This window comes from Acidocella aminolytica 101 = DSM 11237 (genome assembly GCF_900129125.1).
Classification (GTDB): Bacteria; Pseudomonadota; Alphaproteobacteria; order Acetobacterales; family Acetobacteraceae; genus Acidocella; species Acidocella aminolytica.
The window spans coordinates 1-25,421 of record NZ_FQVJ01000024.1 but is presented as its reverse complement, the minus strand read 5'-3'; the positions used below and the strand labels follow the sequence as shown (position 1 = coordinate 25,421).

27 protein-coding genes and 1 pseudogene are annotated in these 25,421 nt (G+C 61.1%); 19 read left to right on the top strand and 9 right to left on the bottom strand.

The window, feature by feature from the left end:
• The first annotated feature begins 33 nt into the window (after window positions 1-33).
• The 11 genes from BUB54_RS12855 to BUB54_RS12805 all read left to right on the top strand — a co-directional run bounded on the left by BUB54_RS12855 (window position 34) and on the right by BUB54_RS12805 (window position 10,549).
• Window positions 34-747: a nuclease-related domain-containing protein gene (locus tag BUB54_RS12855; RefSeq protein WP_241869413.1), complete on the top strand. Its 714-nt coding sequence runs from the start codon at window positions 34-36 to the stop codon at window positions 745-747.
• A gap of 66 nt (window positions 748-813) precedes the next feature.
• Window positions 814-1,056, top strand: a complete 243-nt coding sequence (locus tag BUB54_RS12850) for a type II toxin-antitoxin system VapB family antitoxin (RefSeq protein WP_048879523.1) — start codon at window positions 814-816, stop codon at window positions 1,054-1,056.
• Window positions 1,053-1,463: a type II toxin-antitoxin system VapC family toxin gene (locus tag BUB54_RS12845; protein WP_048879522.1), complete on the top strand. Its 411-nt coding sequence runs from the start codon at window positions 1,053-1,055 to the stop codon at window positions 1,461-1,463. Before BUB54_RS12850 ends, BUB54_RS12845 begins: the two co-directional genes overlap by 4 nt.
• Before the next feature lie 101 nt (window positions 1,464-1,564).
• Window positions 1,565-1,732, top strand: a complete 168-nt coding sequence (locus BUB54_RS12840) for an antitoxin VbhA family protein (RefSeq protein WP_241869412.1) — start codon at window positions 1,565-1,567, stop codon at window positions 1,730-1,732.
• Window positions 1,733-2,014: 282 nt separating this feature from the next.
• Window positions 2,015-2,203: a hypothetical protein gene (locus BUB54_RS12835; RefSeq protein ID WP_048879520.1), complete on the top strand. Its 189-nt coding sequence runs from the start codon at window positions 2,015-2,017 to the stop codon at window positions 2,201-2,203.
• Complete coding sequence (locus BUB54_RS12830) at window positions 2,193-3,254, top strand: ArdC family protein (RefSeq protein WP_048879519.1); 1,062 nt, start codon at window positions 2,193-2,195, stop codon at window positions 3,252-3,254. Before BUB54_RS12835 ends, BUB54_RS12830 begins: the two co-directional genes overlap by 11 nt.
• Before the next feature lie 118 nt (window positions 3,255-3,372).
• Window positions 3,373-3,666: a HigA family addiction module antitoxin gene (locus tag BUB54_RS12825; protein WP_048879518.1), complete on the top strand. Its 294-nt coding sequence runs from the start codon at window positions 3,373-3,375 to the stop codon at window positions 3,664-3,666.
• Window positions 3,663-6,443, top strand: a complete 2,781-nt coding sequence (locus BUB54_RS12820; RefSeq protein WP_048879517.1) for a class I SAM-dependent DNA methyltransferase — start codon at window positions 3,663-3,665, stop codon at window positions 6,441-6,443. The genes BUB54_RS12825 and BUB54_RS12820 overlap by 4 nt, the downstream gene beginning before the upstream one ends.
• Window positions 6,440-7,273 carry a hypothetical protein gene (locus BUB54_RS12815; RefSeq protein WP_048879516.1) on the top strand — a complete coding sequence of 278 codons (834 nt, stop codon included), beginning with the start codon at window positions 6,440-6,442 and terminating at the stop codon, window positions 7,271-7,273. The genes BUB54_RS12820 and BUB54_RS12815 overlap by 4 nt, the downstream gene beginning before the upstream one ends.
• Window positions 7,270-9,333 carry a DEAD/DEAH box helicase gene (locus tag BUB54_RS12810; protein WP_048879515.1) on the top strand — a complete coding sequence of 688 codons (2,064 nt, stop codon included), beginning with the start codon at window positions 7,270-7,272 and terminating at the stop codon, window positions 9,331-9,333. Before BUB54_RS12815 ends, BUB54_RS12810 begins: the two co-directional genes overlap by 4 nt.
• A complete protein-coding gene (locus BUB54_RS12805; RefSeq protein WP_048879514.1) occupies window positions 9,326-10,549 on the top strand; it encodes a GIY-YIG nuclease family protein in 1,224 nt (407 codons plus the stop codon). Before BUB54_RS12810 ends, BUB54_RS12805 begins: the two co-directional genes overlap by 8 nt.
• On the opposite strand, the gene BUB54_RS12800 is transcribed toward BUB54_RS12805, so the two are convergent.
• Complete coding sequence (locus BUB54_RS12800) at window positions 10,536-11,102, bottom strand: recombinase family protein (protein ID WP_048879513.1); 567 nt, start codon at window positions 11,100-11,102, stop codon at window positions 10,536-10,538. The genes BUB54_RS12805 and BUB54_RS12800 overlap by 14 nt on opposite strands.
• 166 nt (window positions 11,103-11,268) lie before the next feature.
• Between BUB54_RS12800 and BUB54_RS12795 the strand changes: the two genes are divergently transcribed.
• The 5 genes from BUB54_RS12795 (at window position 11,269) to BUB54_RS12775 (ending at window position 16,031) form a co-directional block, all read left to right on the top strand.
• Window positions 11,269-11,547: a type II toxin-antitoxin system RelE/ParE family toxin gene (locus tag BUB54_RS12795; protein WP_073211730.1), complete on the top strand. Its 279-nt coding sequence runs from the start codon at window positions 11,269-11,271 to the stop codon at window positions 11,545-11,547.
• Between the two features lie 11 nt (window positions 11,548-11,558).
• Window positions 11,559-11,846 carry a HigA family addiction module antitoxin gene (locus BUB54_RS12790; RefSeq protein WP_048877097.1) on the top strand — a complete coding sequence of 96 codons (288 nt, stop codon included), beginning with the start codon at window positions 11,559-11,561 and terminating at the stop codon, window positions 11,844-11,846.
• A gap of 348 nt (window positions 11,847-12,194) precedes the next feature.
• A complete protein-coding gene (locus BUB54_RS12785) occupies window positions 12,195-12,878 on the top strand; it encodes a MerR family transcriptional regulator (RefSeq protein WP_048877096.1) in 684 nt (227 codons plus the stop codon).
• A 6-nt stretch (window positions 12,879-12,884) separates the two neighbouring features.
• Window positions 12,885-13,592: a cytochrome c biogenesis protein CcdA gene (locus tag BUB54_RS20315; protein ID WP_048877095.1), complete on the top strand. Its 708-nt coding sequence runs from the start codon at window positions 12,885-12,887 to the stop codon at window positions 13,590-13,592.
• A 3-nt stretch (window positions 13,593-13,595) separates the two neighbouring features.
• A complete protein-coding gene (locus tag BUB54_RS12775; RefSeq protein ID WP_048877094.1) occupies window positions 13,596-16,031 on the top strand; it encodes a heavy metal translocating P-type ATPase in 2,436 nt (811 codons plus the stop codon).
• Between the two features lie 139 nt (window positions 16,032-16,170).
• Here the strand turns inward: BUB54_RS12775 and BUB54_RS12770 are convergent, their stop codons facing one another.
• The 4 genes from BUB54_RS12770 to merA form a co-directional block, all read right to left on the bottom strand.
• Window positions 16,171-16,743, bottom strand: a complete 573-nt coding sequence (locus BUB54_RS12770; protein ID WP_048877093.1) for a hypothetical protein — start codon at window positions 16,741-16,743, stop codon at window positions 16,171-16,173.
• 79 nt (window positions 16,744-16,822) lie between these two features.
• On the bottom strand, window positions 16,823-17,344 hold the full coding sequence (locus BUB54_RS12765) for a hypothetical protein (RefSeq protein WP_048877092.1): 522 nt from the start codon (window positions 17,342-17,344) through the stop codon (window positions 16,823-16,825).
• A complete protein-coding gene (locus BUB54_RS12760) occupies window positions 17,341-17,919 on the bottom strand; it encodes a redoxin family protein (protein ID WP_052948257.1) in 579 nt (192 codons plus the stop codon). Before BUB54_RS12760 ends, BUB54_RS12765 begins: the two co-directional genes overlap by 4 nt.
• A gap of 27 nt (window positions 17,920-17,946) precedes the next feature.
• The gene (gene merA, locus BUB54_RS12755) at window positions 17,947-19,581 is read right to left on the bottom strand and encodes a mercury(II) reductase (RefSeq protein WP_048877091.1); all 1,635 of its coding nucleotides are present in this window, start codon (window positions 19,579-19,581) and stop codon (window positions 17,947-17,949) included.
• Window positions 19,582-19,704: 123 nt separating this feature from the next.
• On the opposite strand from merA, the gene BUB54_RS12750 reads away from it, so the two are divergent.
• Both BUB54_RS12750 and BUB54_RS12745 read left to right on the top strand, forming a co-directional pair.
• Entirely contained in the window at window positions 19,705-20,169 is a 465-nt protein-coding gene (locus BUB54_RS12750) for a MerR family transcriptional regulator (RefSeq protein ID WP_139284900.1), read from the top strand.
• 95 nt (window positions 20,170-20,264) lie between these two features.
• Window positions 20,265-21,281: a beta-propeller fold lactonase family protein gene (locus BUB54_RS12745; protein WP_139284899.1), complete on the top strand. Its 1,017-nt coding sequence runs from the start codon at window positions 20,265-20,267 to the stop codon at window positions 21,279-21,281.
• Window positions 21,282-21,418: 137 nt separating this feature from the next.
• Here BUB54_RS12745 and BUB54_RS12740 read toward each other — a convergent pair whose 3' ends face one another.
• The gene (locus BUB54_RS12740) at window positions 21,419-22,663 is read right to left on the bottom strand and encodes an MFS transporter (protein ID WP_082075536.1); all 1,245 of its coding nucleotides are present in this window, start codon (window positions 22,661-22,663) and stop codon (window positions 21,419-21,421) included.
• Window positions 22,660-23,391, bottom strand: a complete 732-nt coding sequence (locus tag BUB54_RS12735) for an MBL fold metallo-hydrolase (protein WP_048877089.1) — start codon at window positions 23,389-23,391, stop codon at window positions 22,660-22,662. The genes BUB54_RS12740 and BUB54_RS12735 overlap by 4 nt, the downstream gene beginning before the upstream one ends.
• An 85-nt stretch (window positions 23,392-23,476) precedes the next feature.
• On the opposite strand from BUB54_RS12735, the gene BUB54_RS12730 reads away from it, so the two are divergent.
• Window positions 23,477-24,142 (top strand): ArsR/SmtB family transcription factor, encoded by a 666-nt coding sequence (locus BUB54_RS12730; protein WP_048877088.1) that lies wholly within the window; start codon window positions 23,477-23,479, stop codon window positions 24,140-24,142.
• A 383-nt stretch (window positions 24,143-24,525) separates the two neighbouring features.
• On the opposite strand, the gene BUB54_RS12725 is transcribed toward BUB54_RS12730, so the two are convergent.
• Window positions 24,526-25,230: a hypothetical protein gene (locus BUB54_RS12725; protein WP_244890783.1), complete on the bottom strand. Its 705-nt coding sequence runs from the start codon at window positions 25,228-25,230 to the stop codon at window positions 24,526-24,528.
• Window positions 25,227-25,421 (bottom strand): annotated as a pseudogene (locus BUB54_RS12720) (hypothetical protein); the annotation flags it as partial. The pseudogene BUB54_RS12720 and the gene BUB54_RS12725, both read right to left, overlap by 4 nt.

The following is a 25,421-nucleotide window of genomic DNA, read 5'->3' as shown; positions in this document are numbered from 1 at the left end:
CATACTTACACGTCACCATGTAAACATGGCAGCATGATTGTTTTTCTGGTCGAGCTGGTGAGTGGCATGGTGGCGACCGGCGCGGCAGCGGCTGCGATCATCACGCACCCCGGCGACGAAGCCACAGAGACCCATGCACAGCGCGCTGGTGCGGCCGGGGAGAAGCGTGTCGCGCGAGCGTTGGAGCGGGCAGGGGTGCCCGCGATCCACGACATCACCTTGCAGGATCAGCGCGGCACGCATCAGATCGATCATGTCGCGGCGGCCGGCGATTGCCTCTATTGCCTCGAAACAAAGACCTGGCGCGGTGAGTTGATGGGGCACGCCGATGCCCATCATTGGACTCTGAAAAAGCCGGATGGCGCCGCGCAGAGTGTCTATAACCCGCTTTTGCAGAACGAGACCCACCGCGACGTGATCCGCCGGGTGGCACAAGTGCCCGTCCGGCCGCTGGTCATCCTGGCCGGGCATGTGCGGCTTGCCGGCGGGCCAGTGCCGGGCATGATTCCGCTCACGAGTGCGATCATGGAGATGATGAGGGCAGGGGCGGCCTCTGGCCGCGCCCTGGCGGCGTTGGAGACCCTGGCGAGGTTCCGGGGGCAATCGCGGCAGGCAGCCCTGTCCGCCGCGCACAGCCGACGCATGAGGCGACGGAAGCCAACCCGCACACGCCAGCTTTGGACTCTGGCCGTAGGGGCGGCGCTGGTGTTTCTTGTTCTGGCGGTCGAGCGGGCAATTTTCTTGTGAATAACCTTGCTATTCGTAAGATATCAAGATATTCAAAAATAGATATTTGGATATCAAGAGGCGCCCATGCCGCTTTACATCCGCGATGATGCGACCGCCGAGCTTGTCGCCAAGCTGGCGAAAGAGCGCGGCCTAACCAAACAGGATGCCGTGCGGATCGCCGTGCAGGCCGAGCTTGACCGGACCCGCGAAGCAAAGCCCTTGCGCGAGCGCCTGCGCGAGTGGCGCGAGGCCAATCCGCTGCCGCCGCCTACAGGCTTGAAGGCAGACAAGGCATTTTTCGATGAACTGTCTGGGGAGGGGGAATGATCTTCATCGATGCCTCTGCCCTGATCGCCATGATCGCCGGCGAGGAGGATGCGGATATGTTGGCGGATCTTCTGGCCCAGGAACGCACCCGTCTCGTCTCACCGGTTGCCATGTGGGAGGCCACAGCCGGGCTCTGCCGCAGCTTCGGGCTTTCGATGGACGGCGCCCGGCAAAAGGTGAAGAGCTTTATGAGTGCCCTCGGCATCGAGGTCATTTCTCTCGGTGAGCGTGAGTATGATCTGGCGATCCAGGCTTATGCCGATTTCGGGAAGGGGCGGCATCCGGCCGCCTTGAACATGGGCGATTGCTTTGCCTATGGCGCCGCCAAATCCTACCGCGCGGCGCTGCTGTTCAAAGGCGATGATTTTACCAAGACGGATATTCGCAAAGCCGGGATGAATAGTTGAAATCTCTTGAATTTTACTGCATTTTTCCTTAATTCTTAACTTCGGTGGAGAAAGGACGCGGCGCGATGGATCAGCTTGTCAGCAGGATTTCGGAAGCTGAAATGACGCGGCGCCGGCATGCGATTGAGCAGGCTCGCGCGGCGAATATCCGCCAGGGCTATGTTCATGATCCAGTGCTTGAGGCTGCAAACGAGCGGTTTATCCGGGGCGAGATCGACATGGCCGAGCTGGATCGCTTGATGATCGCCGCGATCGAGGCCGGGCGCTAAGGCGCCCGGTTTGGTTGGCGGGCATGGCGGAAGATCGAGAGCCGCACGGCTACACCTATCCGAATACGTCAGACGATCCCGATCAGATCGATGTTCTTCGCAACAGATTTGGCTTGCGAAGCCACGTAGCCCTGGCGCGGGCCTATTGGCAGCACGCGGCCGAGAGCGAGGCCGCGACCCGGCAATTCGAGCGCTAGGGCACGCCGGGGAAGGGCAGGGGGCCAGCGAAGGGCCGGCCTTTCGCGCCGGGCGATACAGAGCACGTTGAGGAGGAGGAGAGCGATGAAACCGAAGAAACCAATCATCTCGCGCGATCTGGCCGATCTGATGCGGCCGGGCTTCATGGTCGAGATCGATCCGGCCGATGTCGATCGGCTGGGGCTGGTCGAGGAAACCGCACTCGATGAAGCCGACGCCTGGGAGTCCAATGCGGACGTGGAGAACACGAACGAGGCGACCGATGGCCGGTGATTATGCCCAGACGGTTGCCGCCTCGATCGTCAAGCAGTTGGAGGATGGCACCGCGCCCTGGGTGAAACCGTGGGAGCCCAGCGGCCTCCGGTTCATTCCCTACAACGCGACCACCGGCAAGGATTACCAGGGCGGCAACGCAATCTGGCTGATGACGGTGGCTGAGGCGAAGGGCTACAGCGATCCGCGTTGGACCACCTACAAGCAGGCACAGAGCCTCGATGCCCAGGTGATGAAGGGCGAAAAGGGCACGCTGATCCAGTATTTCAAGAAGTTTGACCGGGTGCCGGTGAAGGACGAGCAAGGCCGGCCGGTGAAGGATGCCGAGGGCAACCAGATTTATCGCAGCGTCGAGCTGGAACGCCCGCGCGTGTTTTCGGCCGTGGTGTTCAATGCCGAGCAGATCGCTGGCATGCCGAAGATCGAGGCCCGGCCCGCTTTGGCGGAGTGGGAACGGCACGCGGCGGCCGAGCAGATCATGACCCATTCCGGGGTGCCAATCATCTACCGGCCCGGCGACCGGGCCTTTTACACCGTGGCACAGGATCGGGTCACGATGCCGGAGCGCGAGCAGTTCAAGACGGCGGATCGGTTTTACAGCACGGCCCTGCATGAGCTGGGGCACGCGACAGGCCACCCCTCGCGGCTGAACCGGCCTGACCTTGGCACACCGTTCGGATCAGAAGCCTATGCGCGGGAGGAGTTAAGGGCGGAGATTGCCTCGCTGATGATCGCGGACAAGCTGGGGATCGGCCATGATCCGGGCCAGCATGCGGCGTATGTCGGAAGCTGGATCAAAGCCTTGCAGCAAGAGCCGCGCGAGATATTCCGGGCGGCTGCGGATGCCGAGAAGATTTCCGGGTATCTGATGGCGCTGCGTGCCGAGCAGAAGGCAGGGCAGATCACCGGCCGGGCTGACAGCCAGGCGGGCGACCAAGCGCGCGGCTACTGGCAGCGTGCGGCCGAGAGCGGCGCGGAAATCCGGCGGGCGGAACGAGCCGACCAGCCCGAGCAGGAGCGGCAGGCACGACGTGCGACGGCGGGACGGTAAATATAAAAAATATTATTTCGCGACGTAAGGAAAGGGGCGATTTGCGACCATAACCCATTGTCGAGTGTCGATTGTCACTATACAATTTTGAATAGAGATTCGATGCAAGACGAAGGCGATGCACCCAGGAACGATGGTCCGACAAGATTGCCTTGAAAAGAACGGGCTGAGCGTCACTGACGCCGCCCGTATTCTTGGTGTGGATCGGCAGACCCTTAGCAATCTGCTGAACGCCCGGTCTGGTATTTCGCCCGAGATGGCCGTCCGTCTGGAAAAGGCGTTCGGCACGCCAGCTCGCGAATGGCTGATCCGGCAACTCGACCACGAACTGGCCGAGGTCATGCGGCGAGCGGACGAGATCGAAGTCGAGCCTTTCCACGCCGTCGCAGGTGAAGAGAGCGGCGAGTCATGAACGCGGTTGAGATTGAGGAAGCCGTGAGCGAGCTTGCGGAAAGGCCCTTCGACCCAGCCGAGTTTCCGTATCAGTTCCTGGCCGCGTTCGGGAACAAGGACACTACGATCAAACGGCTGCGCACCGGATCGACCAACGCATCCGATCTGCCGGGCGGCGTCCTCCAGCGGAGCAACATCCATATCGCTGTCGCCGCACACGGCGCGGTAACGCAGACCCTTGCCGGGCTTCGTACTAGTCCCGCCACGGCGAAGGCCAAGCCGAGATTTATCCTCGCCACCGATGGCGACGGTTTCGAGGCCGAGGAGTTGGAGTCCGGCGAGACGGTTGCCTGCGCCTATGCCGACTTCCCCAACCGTTTCGGCTTCTTCCTGCCGCTGGCCGGGATCACCACCGTCAAGCAGGTGCGCGAAAGCTCGTTCGATATTCGCGCCACCAGCCGCCTGAACCGACTGTATGTGGAGTTGTTGAAGGATAACCCCGACTGGGGCACGGCCGACCGCCGCCCCGACATGAACCATTTCATGGCCCGGCTGATCTTCTGCTTCTTCGCGGAGGACACCGACATCTTCAACGGTGAGGGTCTGTTCACTGCCACCATCGAGCAGATGAGCGCGCGGGACTCGTCCAACACCCATGAGGTGATTGGCGAACTGTTCCGCGCCATGAACACGCCCATCGCCCAGCGGGCGATCGCGAAGCTGCCGCGCTGGGCGGATGTGTTCCCTTATGTGAACGGCGGCCTGTTCTCCGGTAGCCCAGCTGTGCCGCGCTTCAGTAGGATCGCGCGCTCCTACCTTCTCCATATAGGCGGCCTCGACTGGAGGAAGATCAACCCCGACATTTTCGGCTCGATGATCCAGGCCGTGGCAGACGATGATGAGCGCGGCGCGCTGGGAATGCACTACACCAGCGTTCCAAACATCCTCAAAGTCCTGAACCCACTGTTCCTCGACGACCTGCGCGCACGGCTTGAGGAAGCCGGCGACAACAGCCGGATGCTGCTGAACCTGCGGCGGCGCATGGCGCGGATCAGGGTGTTCGATCCTGCATGCGGCAGCGGCAATTTCCTCGTCATCGCCTACAAGGAAATGCGGGCTATCGAGGCCGAGATCAACAAACGGCGCGGGGAAGCCGACCGCGCATCCGAGATCCCGCTGACCAATTTTCGCGGCATCGAACTGCGCGACTTCCCCGCCGAGGTCGCGCGGCTGGCGCTCATCATCGCCGAGTACCAAGCGGACGTGCTGTATCGCGGGCAGAAGCTGGCGCTGGCCGAGTTCCTGCCGCTCAACAAAGAAAACTGGATCACCTGCGGCAACGCGCTTCGACTTGACTGGCTGAGCATCTGTCCGCCGACCGGGACCGGCGTGAAGCACCATGCCGATGACCTGTTTCACACCCCGCTCGATCAGCCCCAGATCGACTTCGAGAATGAGGGTGGGGAAACGTATATCTGCGGGAATCCACCTTATTTGGGTAACACTTGGCAGACTGTCGAGCAGAAGGCCGATATTCGCAGCGTGGTAAATGGCCGTACCAGTTCGGCGGGCTTTTTGGATTATGTAGCAGGCTGGTTCATCAAAGCGGCTGACTACATAGCCAATGCGGGTGGTGCCGCGAGTTTTGTCAGTACCAACTCCATTTGCCAAGGACAGTCAGTGCCGATCCTATGGCCTATCTTGTACAGCGCGGGCTGCGACATTCTTTTCGCCTACACTTCGTTTAAGTGGGCGAACTTGGCCAGCTACAACGCGGGTGTCACGGTGGCCGTGGTCGGCATTGGTGCCCCAAGAAATGCGCTGCGGCGGCTGTATGAACATCGGGAGGACGGCCACGTTGTTCTGCGCGAAGGCGCGTCAATTACGCCTTACTTGACCGTTGGCGCGCGCGTAATTGTTGAGAAGAGTAACAATCCCATTTCAGCTCTCGGTATCATGGAGTTTGGCAACAAGCCGAGCGATGGCGGCCACTTGTTGTTGAGCAGAGACGAGCTCAATGCGATTGGCTTGACCAATGCGCAGAGGGACAGATTTATTCGTTGTATCTATGGATCACAGGATTTTATCAATGGCGGATTACGATTTTGCATCTGGATAGAAGACAAGAATCTTGATGAGGCGCAACAGATTCCGGCCTTACATGAGCGTATTGAAGCGGTCCGGGCACTACGGTTGGCAAGCCCTGATAAGGGCGCACGAACTATTCTCGCCAAGCGTCCCCATCAGCTCAAATTGATGCGCATCGGAAGTTCCCACGCAATCGTCGTGCCTAGCGTTTCGTCCGAGCGTCGCCCGTATTTGCCCGCTGGAATCGTTGATGCGCATACCACTCTAACGAACCTGGCATTCGCCTTATACGACGCCCCCCTTTGGAATCTCGCGCTGATTGCCTCGCGGCTACATCTTGTTTGGATCACCACCGTCTGCGGGCAGCTTGAGACACGCATCCGTTATTCCAACACGCTTGGCTGGAACACCTTTCCCGTTCCCACGCTGACCGAGAAGAACAAGGCCGACCTAACCCGTTGCGCCGAGGACATCCTGTTGGCGCGCGAGGCGCATTTCCCGGCGACCATCGCCGACCTTTACGACCCAGACGACATGCCCGCCGATCTGCGCGACGCCCATGAGCGCAACGACGAAGTGTTGGAGCGCATCTATATCGGCCGTCACTTCCGCAACGACACCGAGCGACTGGAAAAGCTATTCGAGCTATATACGAAGATGACCGCCGGGGCAGGCTCAGCGAAGAAACGAAAGGTGGGAGCGGCATGAGCAGCCTCACCGACATCGAAAAACGCTATTTTGAGAGATTGCTCGGGATGCAAAGCGGCTATGTCCTGGACTATTCCGATGCGGCCTTCGGCGAATTTTTCAATCGCCACCGGGTCAACATTCACAGCCAGAAGTATCAGACTTACGGAACATCCAAGGCCAAGAAAATGCGGGCTTTCTGGGAACAGGAGCCTGATGTTCTGGTCGGGAAAGTGCTGGGGGAGATGCTGGATGCCTATGAGGCCGACTGCACCCTGAACAATCGGGACACCGAGGCGTCCGTTCTCGAAAAGTCGCGCGGCATCATCGCGCGTCTTTCAGGGGTGCGCGCGCCTGCAAAACCGACCCAGACCGTTGACGATTTTCTGCATAGCGAATTTTCGATTCCCAACATCCAGAAACTGCCGATTGAGGCGATGGCCGTGCCGATCATCGAGAGCCGCCTAAACGAAGCGCGGGCGGCGATGGGCGCGGGCGCGTATCTCTCCACCATCTTCCTGTGCGGCAGCGTTCTCGAAGCCGTCCTTCTCGGGGCGGCGCAGAAGGAACCAGCGCACTTCAATCGGGCTTCGGCCAGTCCGAAGGCCGTTGACGGCAGCGTGAAGCGTTTTCACGAATGGAGCCTCGCGCAATTCATAGATGTCGCGTGCGAGGCTGGGTTGCTGAAGCCGGACGTGAAGAAGTTCAGTCACGGCCTTCGGGACTTTCGCAACTACATCCATCCATACGAACAAATGGTATCCGGCTTCACACCGGACGAGCACACGGCGAAAGTCTGCTTCCAGGTGCTAAAGGCGGCGCTTGCCAGCGTTGCGGGGGAAAGAAAATGAAGCCAGAAGCCAAATCCGTTCCCTCCGTCTCCGTTTCCTATGCCCGGAACGGCAGCTCCACCAAGGCCAATGCCCTCGGGATGCGCCCGATGCAGGAGCGCGCCTATGAAAAGCGTGGCGAACAATATCTTCTCATCAAATCGCCGCCCGCATCTGGCAAGAGCCGCGCGCTCATGTTCATTGCGCTCGACAAGCTCGCCAATCAAGGGGTGAAACAGGCGATCATCGTCGTGCCGGAGAGGAGTATCGGCGCGAGCTTCCATGACGAGCTGTTAAGCCAGTTCGGCTTTTGGGCCGACTGGCATGTCGAACCGAAATGGAACCTCTGCGACGCCCCCGGCGCGGACAATGGCGGCAAGGTCAATTCGGTCGAAGCGTTCCTGCAAAGCGATGACAAGGTGCTGGTCTGCACCCATGCCACCTTCCGCTTCGCCGTGGACAAGTTCGGTGTCGAGGCGTTCGACAACCGCCTGATCGCGGTGGACGAGTTCCACCACGTTTCCGTCAACCCCGACAACAAGCTGGGGCTGCACCTTGGGGCCTTCGTCGCTCGCGACAAGGTGCATATCGTCGCCATGACCGGCAGCTACTTCCGGGGCGACGCCGATGCCGTGCTGGCCCCGCAGGACGAGGCCAAGTTCGATACCGTGACCTATACCTATTATGAGCAGTTGAACGGCTATCAGTATCTCAAGCAGCTCGACATCGGCTATTTCTTCTATTCCGGCTCCTACGCCGACGACATTCTCAGCGTTCTGGACCCCGCCGAGAAGACCATCATCCACATTCCCAGCGTCAACTCCCGCGAAAGCACGAAGGACAAGATCAGGGAGGTGGAGCATATCCTGTCGGCGCTGGGCGATTGGCAGGGCGCCGACGACGCCACCGGCTTCCAGTTGGTCAAGACGCCCGAAGGCAAGGTGCTGCGGATCGCCGACCTTGTGGACGACGATGGAGCCAGGCGCGACCGGGTTTCCGCCGCATTGAAAGACCCGGCGCAGAAGAACAACCGCGATCATGTGGACATCATCATCGCGCTCGGCATGGCGAAAGAAGGCTTCGACTGGATTTGGTGCGAGCATGCGCTGACCGTCGGCTATCGTTCCAGCCTGACTGAAATCGTGCAGATCATCGGCCGCGCCACGCGCGACGCCCCGGGCAAGACCCGCGCCCGCTTCACCAACCTGATCGCCGAACCGGACGCTTCCGAGGAAGCCGTGACCGAGGCGGTGAATGACACGTTGAAGGCCATCGCCGCAAGCTTGCTCATGGAGCAGGTGCTTGCGCCCCGGTTCGAGTTTAAGCCCAAGAACCCGGCTAGCGGGCCAGTGGAGGGCTTTGATTACGGCGAGGGCGGCTATCAGACGGACAGGTGTAATGTCGGCTTCAATGAGGAGCGCGGCACCTTCCAGATCGAGATAAAGGGGCTGACCGAACCCAAGAGCGAGGAAGCGACCCGCATCTGTCAGCAGGACTTGAACGAGGTAATCGCCGCTTTCGTGCAGGACAAAACCACCATCGAGCGCGGCCTGTTCGACCAGGAGCTTGTGCCCGAGGAGCTGACCCAGCTGCGTATGGGCAAGATCATCAAGGACAAATACCCGGAGCTGGACGAGGAGGATCAGGAGGCTGTGCGCCAGCACGCCGTCGCCGCCCTGAACCTGACGCAGAAGGCCAAGGAAGCCGCATTGGGTGGGGAGGAAATTGACGGCGAGAAAAGCGCGAACACCGCGTTTATCGAAGGCGTCCGCAGGTTCGCGATGGACGTGCGCGAGCTGGACATCGACCTGATCGACCGCATCAATCCGTTCGGCGAAGCCTACGCCATTCTGTCCAAAGCGATGACCGAGGATAGCTTGAAGCAGGTTGCCGCCGTGATTGGGGCCAAGCGTGTCAACTTGACCGCGGAGGAAGCGCGCGAGTTGGCGAAGCGGGCGTTGAAGTTCAAGCAGGAGCGCGGACGCCTGCCATCCATCACATCACCCGACGCCTGGGAAAAGCGCATGGCTGAAGGCGTCGCCTTCCTCGCCCGCATGAAAGCGGAGGCCGCGCGTGTCTAAGTTTACCGACGAAGACGATGCGTTGCTGACTGAACTTGGCGTCGAGGTGGAGGCTAAGAAAGACACCGCCCGGACGCCGCGTGAGGAGCGGATCATCGCCGGCTTCGAGGAGATTCAGCGTTTTGTTGCAGCCCATGGCCGCGCACCGCAGCACGGCGAGGAGCACGATATCTTCGAAAGGCTTTATGCCGTACGTCTTGACCGGCTGCGTGTGCAAGCGGATTGCCGATCCTTGCTTGCGCCGTTTGACCATCAGGGACTTTTGGCGAGCGCGACACCCGCCCCAGATGACGCGGCCGATGACATCAGCGACGACGAATTGCTGGCCCAGCTAGGTGTGGAGTCTGGCACCTCGAAGGACATCACTGAATTGCGGTATGTCCGTTCTGCCGCCGACAAACGCGCGGCCGAGGAAATCGCTACCCGAGAACGGTGTGAGGACTTCGATCGCTTTAAGCCGATCTTCAACGCTGTGCAGAGCGACCTCGATAGGGGCATACGCATCACCCAGCCCATTCGGAAGGAAGCAGGCTTCCTGAAAACTGATATCAAGGCCGGGGAGTTTTTCATACTTGGCGGTCAGATCGCCTACGTCGCCGAAGTAGGAGAAACCTTCAAAGCGCCCAATGGTGAAAGTGACGCCCGCCTTCGTGTCATCTATTCCAATGGCACTGAGAGCAATCTATTGCTCCGCTCTCTTCAACGTGCCCTCTATAAGGATGAGGTGAGCCGCCGCGTGTCGGAGCCGAGCGCCGGGCCATTGTTCGCCAGCGAAAGTGAGGTAGACGACCTGGGCAGCGGCACCATTTATGTCCTACGCAGCAAGTCGGATAACCCCATCGTCGCCGCCAATCGCAACCTCGTTCACAAGATCGGCGTCACCGGCGGCGATGTCGCAAAGCGCATCGCCAACGCCAAGCTGGACCCGACCTTCTTATTGGCGGACGTGGAGATTGTGGCGACCTACAAGCTCTACAATCTAGGTCGCACAAAGCTGGAAAGCCTGATCCATCGCATCTTCGATCCGGCCAGGCTCGATATCGAGATCAAGGACAGGTTCGGCAATCCCGTTATCCCGCGTGAATGGTTCTTGGTGCCGCTGTTTGTGATCGACGATGCAGTGGAGAAGATCAAGGACAGCACTATCAGCGGCTATGTCTATGACCCGAAGAGTGCCGCTCTCGTGGAGCGTAGAGGGGAGGTTACGCGCGGTTGATGGTCTGTCGGCTGACGCGGTAAGTGCGGGCGAGGGACGAGATCGAGGCGCCCGCGTCCCGTGCAGTGCGGATTTCCGCTTTTTGCTCTTCTGTCAGTGAGGCTGGCCGACCGATCGACCTGCCGTTTGCTTTGGCCCGGACTAACCCGGCTTGTGTGCGTTCGACCAACAAGTCTCGCTCGAACTCTGCCACGGCCGCGATCACCTGCATCGTCATCCGGCCGGCCGAGCTGGTAAGATCGACACCACCGAGCGCTAGGCAATGGAGTTTTACCCCGATCCCGGCGAGGGCATCGACCGTCGAGCGGATATCGAGAGCATTTCGGCCAAGGCGATCAAGCTTTGTTACGACAAGCACGTCTCCTTCTTCGAGCCGATCGAGAAGGCGGCTAAACTCGGGCCGTTGCCGGGCGGCGACGCTTCCCGAGATCGTTTCCGTGATGATCCGATTCGGCCGGATGGCGAAACCGGCGGCCCTGACCTCAGTGATCTGATTCTCGGCGGTCTGCTCGATCGTCGAGACGCGGGCATATAGGAAAACGCGCGACGTCATGGGGCTGATACTGTCCAAAACCTATGCCCATTATGTGGGCATGTCCTGAAAGCCGTCAAGCAAGGTTTTGGACACCCCTTGCCTCATATGCCCGAAACCGACCAGTTTTGGTCATGGTCGCGTTGATCGAAGTTGTATAGTGACGCGCGACGCGCTACACTGAGTTATGATTTTGAGTTTCCGACATAAGGGTCTGGAGGCATTTTACCGCACGGGCTCCATGCGCGGGATTCAAGCCGCACAGGCTGGCAAGTTGAAGCGCATTCTTGGCCTTTTGGATGTGGCGCAGACGCCGCAGGATATGAACATCCCGGCGTTTAAGCTGCACCCACTGAAAGGTGACCTTGCCGGACACTGGTCCGTTTGGGTTAACGGGAATTGGAGAGTGACGTTTTGGTTCGTTGAGGCGGGCGTTGAGTTGGTGAATTATCAAGACTACCACTAGGAGAAGCCAGAATGATGCACAATCCACCACACCCTGGCGAACTGCTCAGAGAGGATGTCATAAGCGATCTGGGGCTTTCCGTTACTGAGGCGGCCCAGAGGCTGGCTATGTCCCGCGCTGCGTTGTCGCGTGTGTTGAACGCCAAGGCGGCCATTAGCCCTGATCTGGCGATCCGGCTTGAACAGGCTGGCGTGAGCACTGCGCAGGCATGGCTTGGAATGCAGGTAAACTATGACCTTTGGCTTGCGCGACAACACAAGCAGCCATCAGTGCGCCGCTTTCAGGAAAATGCGGCCTGAACGATCAAGTTCAGGCGGAGATGACTATATTTTTGGATTTGTAGTCGCCGAATGGCACAAATGGTGAAGGCTTTCGGATGCTTGTTGACATACGAAAATCGGCCAAGCACGATCCCGATGTCATAGTTTTGTTTGTTTAAGTATTCACGTGGATTATCGCCAGCCCTCGGTGGCTGGGACTTTTATTACAAGCCGCCCGCCCCCAAAACCATGCGCGCCGGATAGGCTCAATGCGCTTTCATAACTACAGGCTGCATCATCGCAGGGCAGACAAAAGCGTGAAGCCCGGAGCCCTCTTGACTCCGTACTATGGTACGGAGCGGATAAATCTTCGCGAAAGGTTTTGTCATGCGCATCCGCACTATAGCGGCCGCCGCCCGTGCCGCCGAAGTCAATGTCGAAACGATCCGCTTCTATGAACGACGCGGGCTGATCGCGCATCCCGCCCGTCCCGGACATGGCCCACGACATTACCCTGAAGAGACCATCGCGCGGCTGCGCTTCATCCGTGAAGCGCAATCGCTGGGCTTCACCCTCGCGGAGATTGCCGAACTGCTCGACCTTCGCGCAGATCCGTCGGCCGATTGCGCGGACGTCCGCAGCCGCGCCGTCGCCCGTCGCGAGGATGTGCGGATCAAGATCGCGCGGCTTGAGCGGATCGGCGCGGCGCTCGACGCTCTGATCGCTACTTGCCCCAGCCGGGGCTCGCTCGGCGCCTGCACGATCCTCGATGCCATCGAACATCCGATTGCGCGGGAGGCAGCTCCATCGCCAGCTGATCCGACTGAGCAACGCCAACCGGAAGGAGTATCCACCATGAAAACAACGACTTTCGCGATAGACGGCATGCACTGTGAAGGCTGCGCCGAAACCGTGCGCGGACTTCTCGAGCATGAAGCCGGCGTGAAGGCGGTCCAGGTCGGGCATGCTCCGGGTAGCGCACGGGTGCTGTTCGATCCCGCGATCATTGATGAGAACCGTCTCACAGCGACGATCGAGCGGCCCGGTTACCGGGTGACTGCGGTGAAGTAGACCGAGATGTTCGCCGAGACGGTTCTGCTGCCCATTGAACTTGGCCTGCTTGGCTTCATCGAGCCTTGCACGCTGGGCAGCACATTGATCTTCCTCAAGTTCCTCGAAGACAAAAGCGCCGCCCGGAAACTCGCCGAGACCCTTGGCTTCATGCTGATGCGCGCCCTGGTGATCGGGCTGCTTGGCGCTCTCGCCGCGCAGCTCGGCACCTTGTTTCTCGGCGCTCAGAAGGCTCTCTGGATCGCGCTCGGTGCCCTCTATGGCGGGCTTGGCGTACTTTATCTCACCGGGGGCATCGCACCGCTGATGATCCGGCTGGGTCCTAGCCTGTCCTGGCTTGCCGGGATGCGCGGTTCGCTCGGCCTCGGTGTATTGTTCGGCCTCAATATCCCCGCCTGCGCCGCACCGCTCGTATTGGCTCTTCTCGCGACAGCCGCGGCGCATGGTGCGACCGGTGGAACGGTTATGGCGGGATTTTTCTCGCTCGTCCTGTTTGGCGCCGCCTTGTCGCTACCGCTGATTGTGGCGGTTCTTTTCACGCCGGCCCGCGGTGTCATCGATTGGCTCGGCCGACTGTCCCGGCGAATGCCGATCATTATCGGGCTGGTTCTCATCGTCTTTGGTCTTTGGTCGATCCGGGATGGCCTCTTTGTGTCCATCCGCGCACCGATGCCGGGGATGGCAATGCCGACGATGGCCGGCATGAAAGGATAAGCGATGATCGCCACAGCATCCACGGAACGTTTCTGGACCGAGGAACCCGGCAGCCGGCCCGGCCGGCGAAAAATCCGCACCCGGATCGGCGGGCTGCACTGCTCGCTCTGTACCGGCACGATCGAACAGGCGCTCGGCCGACTGCCGGGGGTCGAAAAGGTCGCGGTCAGCCTTACCCATGAGCAGGCGCTGGTCGAGTTCGATCCTGATCGCGCCGATCCAGCGCGCCTGATCCAGACGCTGCGAGATATCGGCTACACGATTTCTGATCCGACCAGGCTGCGCAGCTTCGAGGAGGAGGAACGTGATCTCGTGCGCGAGGCGCGCCGCTTTGTGGCCGCGGTTTGCCTCAGCCTCGCATCACTGGCTCTGATCGCAAGGACCGGCTCGGCCTGGGGTCTGGCGCTCGCCGCCCTGATGTTCGCAACCTTGACCGGCTTCGTCTTCATCGTGCTCCGCCCCAGCGGGCGCCTGATCGCTTCGGCGGTTGCTGCTGGCCTTGGTATCCTGACGATGATCCTGTTCGGTCTGCACGCTACCGGCGCGCTTGGCAGCATCACGCCCTGGATCACGGCCCTGTTCGCCATCATCCTGGTGTTCGCCGTCGCCCGGCATATTCAGGTCATGGCGTTCCAGGCGCTTCGGCGCGGTATTCTCAACCAGCATGTGCTGCTCGAAATCGGCGCCTTCGCTGGGCTGGCAGGCGGCGCGATCGGGCTGGCGATCAATCAACCCGGCTATCCAACCGCATCCTTCTTCGCGGTCGCGACCATGGTCTGCACCTATCATATCTTCTCGGAGTGGCTGTCGCTGATCGTGAAGACCCGCAGTTCCCAGGCGGTCAAGCGGCTGCTCGACCTGCAACCGGAACTTGCCCGCGTGGTTCGCGACGGCGCCGAAATCGAGATACCGGCCAGTGATGTCGTGATCGGCGATCTGGCACGCATCCGCCCCGGCGAGCGGATCCCCGTCGATGGAACGGTGATTGATGGGCGTTCCGCGATCGATCAGGCTCTGGTCACCGGCGAACCCCTGCCCGTCGAGAAAGCCGTCGGTGACGCGGTAGTCGGCGGCGCGATCAACGGCACCGGCACGTTGCTCGTTCGGGTCACGGCGATCGGCGAGGAGAGCTTTTTGCGCCGGGTGATCCGGCAGGTCGAGGATGCGCGGGCGCTGAAGCCGGGCGTGCTGCATCTCGTCGATCGCCTCCTGCGCGTCTACACGCCCATCGTGCTCGCGATCGCGACGGGAGCATTGATCCTCTGGCTCCTCGTCCCCACGCTCGTTATCGGCCATCCGTTGGTCGATCGCGCGGTGTTCGCCGCGCTCACGGTGCTGGTCATGGGCTATCCTTGCGCGGTCGGCATCTCGGCGCCGCTGTCGATCGTCCGTGGTGCCGGCGAGGCCGCGGATCGGGGGATCCTGATGCGTACCGGCGAGGCGTTCCAGACTTTCCGTCAGGTCAGCCACGTTGTGCTGGACAAGACCGGCACGCTGACCGAGGGCAAGCCCGTTCTCCAGGCGATCCGGGCCGTCGGCCGCCTCGACGAGGCAAGTCTGCTCGGGCTGGTGGCAGCGGTCGAGGCCGGCTCAGAGCATCCGCTGGCCAGGGCAATCGTCGGTGCTGCCTTCGAACGCGAGCTTGATCTGCCCGCGGTTGCGGAGTTTCAGGCCACGCCCGGCAAGGGCATCTCGGCTCGGCACCACGGCGCGGAAGTGCTGGTCGGCAGCCCAACCTTCCTCCGCGAGAGCGGGATCGATCTCTCACCCGTCGAGGCCGATATCCGCACCGAGCAGGAAGCCGGACGGACCGTCATCGTCGCCGCGGAAAACGGGACGCTCACCGGCCTGCTGGCCCTCGGCGACCGCCTCAAGCCGGACGCCGCGGACGCCATCAACACTCTGCGCGCCGCAGGTCTGAACGTCATCATGCTCACCGGTGACAATGCATCCGCCGCAAAAAAGATCGCTGCCTCGGCCGGAATCGAAACGGTGATCGCTGAGGTTCTGCCGCAGGACAAGGCAGCGGCGATCCGTGACCTGCAACGCAACGGCAAGGTCGCCATGGTTGGCGACGGTATCAACGACGCCCCGGCGCTGATGCAGGCAGATGTCGGCATCGCCATGGGCAGCGGCACCGACATCGCGATCGAAGCCGCCGATATCGTGATCATGCGGCCAGAACTCGCCCTCTTGCCGCAGGCCCGGGTGATCAGCGTCCGCAGTTACCGCAAGATGGTGCAGAACGTGGCGCTCGCTTTCTGCTTCAACGGCGTCGGTATTCCGCTCGCCGCGACCGGCCTGATCAACCCGGTCTGGGCGATGATCGCCATGGCTGCCAGCGTAACCCTGATCTTCATCAACTCCCTGCATGGCCGCGCCAGCCTCTTCCTCGGCGCCGTTGGTGGAGTTGGCGCCGCACCGGCCATGCCGATTTAGAGTACCGTGATAATCGTCGGGATGATCTCGCCGGCATGGTCCCACGACCCGTATACGCCGTCGTCCCTATGTGGCAAATGAGCTGCAAACCGCTGAAATTGGACGAAGTTCATGGGTGGGCAGGCTGTATTTTCTTCGATCAGCCGGTTTTGCGCATCATGCCCCGCATCATCGCTGGCATACCTTCTTTCGCGAAGCGGTCGAGTTCGCGGGCATGCGCATAGATCACTTTGACCATCTCGGGATCGTCAGAGATTTCTGTCACCTGGATGCCGGTCGGCAATAGCTTATAGCTACGCTGGTATTGCGCGCTGTTGGCAAACATGGCCGGAACGCTATTGCTCATCGGATACGGAAACGGGCGGTTGTCTGCGAGGCGAGCATACATTTCGATTACGTGGGCTTGGATCAGTCTGGCGGTTTTCGGGTTATTCGACACCGTGGTGTCGATGATGCCGTTTGGCAGATAATCAGTCGCACGGGTGATTTCCGCATGCCGCTCGAACAGTTCCATACCGAGCCGCATTGGCCCCATCATGTTGTCGCGAGACATCATCCCGTGCATGTCCATGTGGGACATGCTTTGCCCCATCATCCCATTCATCATGCCCTCCGAAGAAGGCGGATCAACGGCAATCCGAGCGATGGCTGATTTCTGACCGAACCCGAGAAGCGTCAAAAAGCCGGTAAAGAGACTGCCGGCGATGGCCATTATGTTGCGCCGGCTAGGCATAGTGGCTTCCTGTCATGTTTGTGTTGTCTCTTGGTCGCCCAGAGAAGGCCTTAACGGTTCAGCAGGCGCAATAAAGTGCGCGGCGTGCGTTGGCGTAAAGCCCCCAGGCCATGAAGATAATTGCGATCGCGTAGAGCCAGGTTTCATGCGTGGCGATGAAACCCTGTATCGGCAGGCCCAATGTTCCTGCCGCCGGCAGTACGGAGGCGATTGTCGCAATTACAAGAGGCAGAATTGGCGAGCAGCATAGAAGTGTTGGCACGATCGCGACGATCGCGCCCAGGATCGTCTTGCCGGATGTAACGTGTGCACCCTGTTTCAACCCGTAGATCCCGAGCGCGGTGGTCAGGCCGAGCAGGGCCGCCATGATGAGTGCCAGGCCAGCCTCACCCACGGTAAGAAAGCGCAGAGAGACCAGTCCGATCGCTCCACCGGTATCGGTTGCGGGCAGCACCAGAAGATAGAAGCCAAGGCCGATCAGGAAGGTCGCTGCGCCCCAGATCCGCGTGCGCCGATCCCCCAGCGCAAGCCGGATCGCGACCGGCATCTGGATGATATTCTGGATCGTTGTCGCGATCATGATTTTGGTTCCGACGCGATGAAAGCCTTGATCTTGCCGAACGTTGCCGAAGGTGTGGACGAGACGGCCTGGATCTTGTTGTCGGTGCCGATCAGATCGTAGACATCGACATAGTGATGTGGATTGTAGAGCGCATAAAGTGCTTTGGTATCGTCTCCGAAGACGAAATGGGCATCACGCATCAGACTCGGGGCGGTCTGCTCGGCGAATTTCTTGATGCCGATGCCCGGATAGCCGCCATTCTTGTAGTCGCGCAGGACGATGACCCGAATATCCGACTTGTCGATCAGTGCCTTCTCATGAGCGAAGGTGCGCAGTCCAGCCCGACAACTGCCGCACCAAGTTGCAACCTGCCAGAGCATGACAGGGTGGCCTTTGAATGCCTCCAGTTCCACGGTCTTGCCATTGCTGATGAACGATGCGGGCGGCGCGGCTTGATCAGCCGGACTCGGCGCGTTCTTCGGTCCCATCACGCCGGAGGGCGAGCCGAGCGCCATTGCTGGCAGTGCTAGAAGTCCGGCGAGAAGCGTCATTCGATGCGGGAGGAGATGTTTTGACATCAGACGTTTGACCATGGGGATTATCCTTGTTTTGTATGATGATTAACCGGCGCAGCAGGAGAGCTGGGATACGTCCTTGCTGAAAGTCTGGGCGGCAAGTTTGATGCCCTCCGCCATCACCAGATACGGGAACAGCGTGTCGCCGAGTTCTTGCACGGTCATCCGGTGCCGGATGGCGAGTGCAGCGGTCTGGATCATCTCGCCGGCATTGTGCGCGAGAATTTGCGCGCCGATCAGTCGGCCGGTGCGGGCTTCGGCGACCAGCTTGACGAATCCTCTTGTGTCGAAATTGGCGAGCGCGCGTGGGACATTTTCCAGGTCCAGACGGCGCGATATGGTCTCGATTCCGGCCGTTCTCGCCTGCCCCTCGTCCAGTCCGACGATCGCGACCGATGGGTCGGTGAAGACCACCGCGGGAACCACCGAGAGGTCGAGACTGGCGTCGCCACCCGTCATGTTGATGGCCGCCCGCGTGCCGGCAGCCGCGGCGACATAGACCAGCTGCGGCATCGTGCTGCAATCGCCCGCTGCGTAGATATTCGCAGCCGATGTCCGCAGGTGGTCGTCGACGATGATCGCGCCATTGCGGTCGGTCGTCACGCCGGCCTTGTCGAGAGCAAGCCCTTCGGTGTTGGGTTGACGTCCGGTCGCCACCAGCAGTCGCTCCGCCTCGACCGGCCCGGCACCGAAGGCCACGGTGAAGCGACCGGCATCATAGCTGATCCGTTCGGCCTGCGTTTCATTGAGCACGCGGATGCCTTCGGCTTCGAATGCCTGCTGCAGTGCCGCACCGAGTTCGGGGTCGTCGCGCGTGAGCAGTGTGTTGCGTGCCAGCAGTGTCACCTCAACGCCAAGGCGGTGATACGCCTGGGCCAGTTCGAGGGCCACAAAAGACGAACCGATCACCACCAGCCGTGCGGGCAGTTCTTCGGCGAAGAGGGCATCCGTTGAGGTCCAGTAGGGCGTGTCAGCCAGACCCGGCACCGGCGGAATCATCGGTGACGCGCCGGTCGCGACAAGGATACGGTCGGGCGTCAACTGTGTAACCTGGCCGGCTTGGTCGGTGATCGTCAGCGTCCGTGCATCCGCGAAGCGTGCTTCGCCGTGCAGCAACGTGATCTTCGGATTGTTGGCGATGATTGTCTCATACTTGGCGCCGCGCAATGCCTCTACGCGATCGCGCATCTGGTTGAGCAACGGCTTCCGATCCACAGGTTCCTGACTGCGGGCGATCCCGTCGAACGGGTGATGTCCGCGCTCATGGCGGATTTCCGCGGCCCGTAGGGTGATCTTCGAGGGGACGCAGCCGACATTGACGCAGGTGCCGCCAATGATCTCGCCCCGCTCGATCATGGTTACCCGCGCGCCAGCCTCGGTGGCACGGATCGCGGCCGCGAACGCCGCACCGCCGCTGCCGATGATCGCAACATGCATACTGCCCTCAACATCACCATCATGGCCTGGAGATGCTGACAGGGGCTCCAGCCCGTAGCCGCTCGGTCTTACAGCCGCCCTCAAAGCCTCGATCTCAATACCCGCCTCACTTCTGATCTCGGCGATAGTGCTGTCGTAGGAGACAGAGGCATCGATGCCGGGCATCCGGTTCAGGGCTGCCTCGGCGGTCCGCGCGCAGTGCTCGCAGGTCATCCCGGTAACCCGTAGCGATAGCGTCTCCATGCATCTTTCCTTCCAGATATAGGCTTGGTGGATCACCGACCCACGGCACGGGCACGGCATTGGCCCGATCGGGCATACCGGGGTATAGATCCTGGAGTAACTACAGGAGCAAGGGGTATTTCGATGATCGCGGGAGAAAAGAACTCGCCGGGTTCCAGACCAACCGCGGCACTGGTTGGTCTGGAAGTCCCGATTGGTACGGCCGCAGGGCGAAGCGGGTGTGGCATTGAGACCATCAGATTCTATGAGAAGGCCGGCGTGCTACCGCGAGCTCGACGCAGCGAAAGCGGTCGGCGGGTCTATGACGATCGCGATGTCGCGCGGATTACATTTATCCGCCGGGCCCGCGAACTCGGCTTTACACTGGATGAGGTCCGTAACCTGCTGAGGCTTGCTGATACGCGCGGCATACCCTGTTCCGAGGTCCAGGGCATGGCGATTGAGCATCGTGAAGATATCGAGGCAAAAATCGCCGATCTGCGAAGGATGCAGGAGGTTCTCGATATCTTGATCGCCCAGTGTCAGGTTGGTGATCAGCCAGGGTGTCCGCTTATTGACGCACTCTTTAGTCAAACAGGCTCAATCTGACTGCCCGATCACTTTCGTGTTGTCGCTTTCGCATGTGAGTAACCTTATGTGCGACAGGACGAATATATAGGGCAACCAAACCAAGGGATTGATCGATGCTCAAGAAGCTATTGTTCATGGCTACCATTGCCTGCACTGCCGCCCCTGCGGCGTATGCTGGAACTGGCCCGCTCGTTCTCGGTGCGTCTGCAAATCCGCCGAAAGGTCCGGGACCTGGAAAGGTGTTTATGGTGAACCCCTCGTCGCGGACAGCTAGAGCTGCCAGTTTCGCCAAGGCTGGAACGCCCGGCGGGAACAGCTTCTATGCTGGATATGACGCGGCCACGCAGACGGTCTTCGTTCCGTCTCCCATCGGTCGCATCACCATGCTGAACGCCAATACCGGCAGGCGGATGGGTGCATTCCCCACCATAAGAGGAGCGCGCGTTGCCCGCGTGCTGCCGCAGGAGCATCTCCTCCTCGTGCTCTCGGCCAAGACACTCGCGGCGTATTCCCTTGCCAGCCACAAGCCGGCCTTTACCATTGCCGTCGGCGGCAACGCGCTTGCCGCCAACTCGAAGGAGACAAAACTTTACGTCGGAGGCAACATGGATCAGCAGATCACGGTTGTGTCTCTTCCTTCCGGCCAAGTTATAAAGTCCTATCCGGTCGCCCGCTCCGGCGATCTTGTCATGGCCGACGGCAAGCTCTTTTCGGCGGACATGAAAACCGGGGTGATGAGCGTCGTCGATCCAGCTACCGATAAGATCACGCGGATCAAAACTTCGGAAGTCGATCCCAATTTCTCTTACGCAGCGATTCCACATGCAACGGCAGGCTTCATGCAGCTTGCCTCATCCCCAAATGGCCAGATAGCTTATGCTGCGGGATTTTCTGGACATATCCTGAAATTCTCGGCCACAAGCCTGAAATACCTCGGTGAAATTTCGATCCGGCCAGCTAAGGGCATGAACCAGCTTAGCGGGCTCGCGATCGTCGACCACGGCACGAACGCTCTGGTCACCGTGGAAAACCGCCACGAAGTCGTCCTAACTAATCTGACTAGCGGGAAAATTATCCACATCTTCAGGGGTGTAGCCAGCAATCGATGGATTGTCGCGTCCGATACGTAAGGCTCAATTCGGCGAGGTGATGAGGTCAAACTAACAATCTTGATCAGGTCGGCTTTTCGGTATCTATGGTATCGAGTTCATTGAGCATGGCCATTTGACGGGGCCATGGGGTGCCAGTTCAATCAGGTTTATAGAGCTCATTTCCGAGGGAGGTCGCGCATGAGCCAGACGCCGGATCCGGCCACGAGGATCGCTGTGATCCAGAGCGTCGGTAGGGTTGCCTGGGAAAACTGCGCGATGAGGCCGAGCAACAGGGCGCCAAGCGCGTAGCCGCTGTCGCGCCAGTAGCGGTAGGTGCCGAGGGCCTTGCCGCGGATCAATGGCGCCGCCTGGTCGGACATCGCGGCGATCAAGTTAGGGTAGAGCAGTGCCATTCCGATGCCCATGATCACCGCAGCCGGCAGCCAGAGCACCGCGTTGCCCCCTACGGCGGTGAGTGCAATGCCGGCCGCGAGAAGATAGAACCCTGCGATCACCGGGGTCCGCCTGCCGATCCGATCTCCCAGATGGCCGGTCCAGAGCTGCGAAAAGCCCCACACCATGGCGTAGGTGCCGGTCAGCCAGCCGATTTCGATCAGCCTGGCGCCATGCGCCTTGAAGAATAGCGGGAACATCACCCAGACCAGCGTGTCGGCAATCTTGTTGACAATGCCGCCCTGGCAGATCGCCCGGCCGACCCGATCGCGGAAAGAGATGCGGACGAAGATCGCGCGGAGCGTGAGCGTATGATCCTGCGATGCGTCAGCACCGGCCTCGGCATGTTCAACCTTGACCCAGGCGAGCGTATCGCGAATGCGGGTGATCGTGGCGAAGGCCAGAATAATCGTGACCAGGCCGAAAGCCAGCAAGGCATCGCGCGCGCCGACCGCCTCGGCAAGCAGGGCAGCGCAGGCGCCAGCGAGGCCGACGGCCACATATCCCGTGGCCTCGTTGATGCCGACAGCCAGCCCGCGCTGGTGGCTGCCGGCGAGATCGATCTGGCTGGTCACCGTCATCGTCCAGGTGAAACCCTGGCTGATCCCGAGAAAGATGTTGGCGATGACGATCCACCACCAGCTGGGTGCCGCCCAGATCAGCAGCGGGATGGGAATGGCTGCGATCCAGCCGGCGATGAGTACAGGTTTGCGGCCGAACCGGTCGGCAAGCCCGCCGGCGACAAGGTTGAGCGCGCCCTTCACCAGGCCGAAGGAGAGAACGAAGCTCGCGAGGAAAAGAAAGGCACCGGGAGCAACGCCGAACTCATGCGCGAGGGTCGGCAGGACCGCTCGCTCCATACCGATGACAAGACCGACGAAGAAGACCTGCAGCGCCTGCAGGGTGAACTGGCCGCGATTGGCCGTGATGCCGCGGATATGAACCGAGGCGTTCGCCACTGTGGTCACGCGGTGAAGCCCGAATTCCAGGCGCGCAGTTCGGCCGCGCCCTCGGGGGCGGGGGGAATATTCTCGAGCATGAAGGCGGCGAAGCGGTCGGCGTCGTCGATGCGGAAGGCAGGGTTGTGCCGCCGCTCGAAGCCGATGGTGGAAACCGGCTTGCCGGAGAGACCTCGACCACAGACCGAGCCGGCCAGAGCTCCGGGCAGCACCTCGATATGGTCTGGTAACGCCTTGAGCCGGGCGAGGCTGGTAAACAGGTCGCGCGCGCCGCGTGCGGCGTCGGTCGCAAGCTCGGTCCGGCCGACATCGCCGACCATGAGCGTATGGCCACCTATTACGCTCCATGGCTCATCCGCGCGGGTTCGGTCGGTTACCGTGAGGCAGAGATGCTCCGGCGTGTGGCCAGGCGTGTGCAGCACCTCCAGCACGACATTGCCGAGTTCGATCCGTTCGCCGTCCGCGAGGCGGCGGCACGCATAACCGACTTCGGCGGATTCATGGATGGCGTATTCGGCGCCGGCCGCTTCGGCCAGCGCGCGGCCGGCGGAGCGGTGATCGGCATGCAGATGCGTGTCGATCACAAGGCGGATCGGCGTCGCCGAGGCCGATGCCGCCTGCAAATAAGGTTCAATCGGAAACAGCGGGTCGACGATCACGCCCGCCCCCTTGCCGACACAGCCGAGCAGATAGGAGGCCGCCGTGGGGTCGGTGTGTAGGAACTGTCGCAGGATCATGGGTTTGGCTCCCGGCTGACGCGGCAATCTTGTTGCCAACGCGCTATCACATTATCATTCTCGATATTGATCGAATGAGTCGGTGATGAAGTCAAGCAACGGCCCGAAGCAGCAGATTTTCAGCCATCTCGCGGAGATTGCCGCAGCGCTTGCGCATCCGCACAGGATCGAAATTCTCGAACTGATCGCCCAAGGCGAGCGAAGCGTGGAGGATCTGGCCGAACGGATCGGCCTGTCGCTCTCGAACACGTCCCGCCACCTGCAGGTGCTACGCCGCGCCCGCCTCGCGGCGCCGCGGCGAGAGGGCAAGAACATGTTCTACAGCCTGGTCTCCGAGACCGAGGTGGTGACGTTGCTGGCCAGCCTGGGCCGAGTAGGCGAGCGGAACATCGCGGAAATCGATCAGGTGCTGCAGTCCTATTTCCGGACGCGCGATTCTCTCGAGCCCGTATCGCGCAGTGCGCTGCTTGAACGCCTCCGGGACGGCAGCGTGACACTTCTCGATGTCCGGCCGCCGGAGGAATTCGCCCGGGGCCATTTGCCGGGTGCGCTGAACATTTCCCTCGATCAGCTGGATGCGGCGCTGGGCGACTTCACCGAGAATATCCCGGTCGTCGCGTATTGCCGGGGACCTTATTGCGTTCTGTCGTACGATGCCGTGGCGCAGTTACGGGCGCGTGGCGTGCAGGCCACCCGACTGGAGGATGGCTATCCGGAGTGGAAGGCGGCGGGTTTGCCCGTCGAGACCTGAACGGCTGCGGTGCGGGTATTCAGACTTACCGATCAGGCCGACCGCTCCGGCATAGTTTGGCGGCGCGCGAGCGGTTCCAGGTCGAACTTTCGGACTGTCTGCTAATCACACCATAATTCACCGGCCCGTCGAGCTCAGTCCATTCAAGATCGGGCACGGTGTTTTCTATCGATCAGCGCTTGTGTCTCTTCATCACTCGCCGATGCGGCACGGTCTGACGAGTATCCATCATGGTTTCGACACACCTTGACGCACAAAACCATGGGTCATGGGCTTCTGGGTCTGTCGTTAGGCCACTCGGAGGCGCTCTTTGGCAAAGGATCGTTAATTACTTTTGATTGAAGAACGTCAGCAGTAGCCTTCGTCCATCACGCCCCATCCCGCTACCCGTGCGCGGCCGGTGCGACATTCGGCGTGGTCCAAAGCCAGAGATGGCAAGCCGTGCGGCCGTCCTGATGCGCCACGTTCTTGCCGGTGCAATCGGATTTCATCGTATCGAGGATGGCGTTATCGCGCATGAGCTGGTGCCATTGCGCCAAGCCAGCCGGGCCTTGCGAGGCAAGAACGGATTGCTCAACGGCCCCGGTAGCGTGAATCGTCCCGGCGGCCTGGCTGTACCCGGCCGCGTTGCCGCGCCAGTAGCCGAGGCCGAACCCAAGGGCGAGGATCACGATTGCCAGCGCCGCGCACGAGGCGAGCGTTCGCCACCATACCCACCGTGACATGGCCTTGAGACGCTGTTCTGCCGCTTGGGCAAAGGAAGCCACGAACTGGCGCGACAAATCCGCATGCGCGGCCTCGGCCTGGGCTTTCGCGGCCTTGAAGGCTTGATCGATGGTTTGCGCCAAGCCGTCCCGCGCCTGGCGCACGGCGCTGAAATCCCGATCGACATGCAAGCGGTGTTCAGCCATGGCGCGGCGTTGATCGGCGGCAATGGCGGCGGTCGAGCCCAGGAACACCCGGAGCGCGAGGAGCGTGTCAGCGGTGGGGTCATTGTCGAGCCGGGCAAGCTGTTCGGCCCGATCCAGTTCCGCTTGCGCGGCGCGGATCGCGGCCTCTGTCTCGCTCTGATCGACAGCCTCGCTCATGGCATCCACGATTTCACGCCGGCGAATTGTGCATCCATCGCCTTGAGCCAGTGGCCTACCCGCGAGCGGTTGAACACCCCGAGCGGCGGTTCTGTCTGACCGTCCCGTGCGGCGACGAAACTCGCGGTGCGAGCCTCGACCGCCTCGGCCGCGTGCAGGCGCGGCATCCAGAGGGTGAGGGCACCGTCCGC

Bases quoted from the DNA above. Each gene is read 5' to 3' on its own strand.
- BUB54_RS12760 (WP_052948257.1), bottom strand. From the start codon at position 17,919: ATGGTCAAACGTCTGATGTCAAAACATCTCCTCCCGCATCGAATGACG.
- BUB54_RS12745 (WP_139284899.1), top strand. From the start codon at position 20,265: ATGCTCAAGAAGCTATTGTTCATGGCTACCATTGCCTGCACTGCCGCC.
- BUB54_RS12730 (WP_048877088.1), top strand. From the start codon at position 23,477: ATGAAGTCAAGCAACGGCCCGAAGCAGCAGATTTTCAGCCATCTCGCG.
- BUB54_RS12855 (WP_241869413.1), top strand. From the start codon at position 34: ATGATTGTTTTTCTGGTCGAGCTGGTGAGTGGCATGGTGGCGACCGGC.
- BUB54_RS12810 (WP_048879515.1), top strand. From the start codon at position 7,270: ATGAAGCCAGAAGCCAAATCCGTTCCCTCCGTCTCCGTTTCCTATGCC.
- BUB54_RS12775 (WP_048877094.1), top strand. From the start codon at position 13,596: ATGATCGCCACAGCATCCACGGAACGTTTCTGGACCGAGGAACCCGGC.
- BUB54_RS12725 (WP_244890783.1), bottom strand. From the start codon at position 25,230: ATGAGCGAGGCTGTCGATCAGAGCGAGACAGAGGCCGCGATCCGCGCC.
- BUB54_RS12800 (WP_048879513.1), bottom strand. From the start codon at position 11,102: ATGACGTCGCGCGTTTTCCTATATGCCCGCGTCTCGACGATCGAGCAG.
- BUB54_RS20315 (WP_048877095.1), top strand. From the start codon at position 12,885: ATGTTCGCCGAGACGGTTCTGCTGCCCATTGAACTTGGCCTGCTTGGC.
- BUB54_RS12795 (WP_073211730.1), top strand. From the start codon at position 11,269: ATGATTTTGAGTTTCCGACATAAGGGTCTGGAGGCATTTTACCGCACG.
- BUB54_RS12815 (WP_048879516.1), top strand. From the start codon at position 6,440: ATGAGCAGCCTCACCGACATCGAAAAACGCTATTTTGAGAGATTGCTC.
- BUB54_RS12845 (WP_048879522.1), top strand. From the start codon at position 1,053: ATGATCTTCATCGATGCCTCTGCCCTGATCGCCATGATCGCCGGCGAG.
- BUB54_RS12770 (WP_048877093.1), bottom strand. From the start codon at position 16,743: ATGGCCATCGCCGGCAGTCTCTTTACCGGCTTTTTGACGCTTCTCGGG.
- BUB54_RS12830 (WP_048879519.1), top strand. From the start codon at position 2,193: ATGGCCGGTGATTATGCCCAGACGGTTGCCGCCTCGATCGTCAAGCAG.
- BUB54_RS12820 (WP_048879517.1), top strand. From the start codon at position 3,663: ATGAACGCGGTTGAGATTGAGGAAGCCGTGAGCGAGCTTGCGGAAAGG.
- BUB54_RS12790 (WP_048877097.1), top strand. From the start codon at position 11,559: ATGATGCACAATCCACCACACCCTGGCGAACTGCTCAGAGAGGATGTC.
- BUB54_RS12825 (WP_048879518.1), top strand. From the start codon at position 3,373: ATGCACCCAGGAACGATGGTCCGACAAGATTGCCTTGAAAAGAACGGG.
- BUB54_RS12785 (WP_048877096.1), top strand. From the start codon at position 12,195: ATGCGCATCCGCACTATAGCGGCCGCCGCCCGTGCCGCCGAAGTCAAT.
- BUB54_RS12835 (WP_048879520.1), top strand. From the start codon at position 2,015: ATGAAACCGAAGAAACCAATCATCTCGCGCGATCTGGCCGATCTGATG.
- BUB54_RS12735 (WP_048877089.1), bottom strand. From the start codon at position 23,391: ATGATCCTGCGACAGTTCCTACACACCGACCCCACGGCGGCCTCCTAT.
- BUB54_RS12765 (WP_048877092.1), bottom strand. From the start codon at position 17,344: ATGATCGCGACAACGATCCAGAATATCATCCAGATGCCGGTCGCGATC.
- BUB54_RS12840 (WP_241869412.1), top strand. From the start codon at position 1,565: ATGACGCGGCGCCGGCATGCGATTGAGCAGGCTCGCGCGGCGAATATC.
- BUB54_RS12750 (WP_139284900.1), top strand. From the start codon at position 19,705: ATGATCGCGGGAGAAAAGAACTCGCCGGGTTCCAGACCAACCGCGGCA.
- BUB54_RS12850 (WP_048879523.1), top strand. From the start codon at position 814: ATGCCGCTTTACATCCGCGATGATGCGACCGCCGAGCTTGTCGCCAAG.
- merA (WP_048877091.1), bottom strand. From the start codon at position 19,581: ATGGAGACGCTATCGCTACGGGTTACCGGGATGACCTGCGAGCACTGC.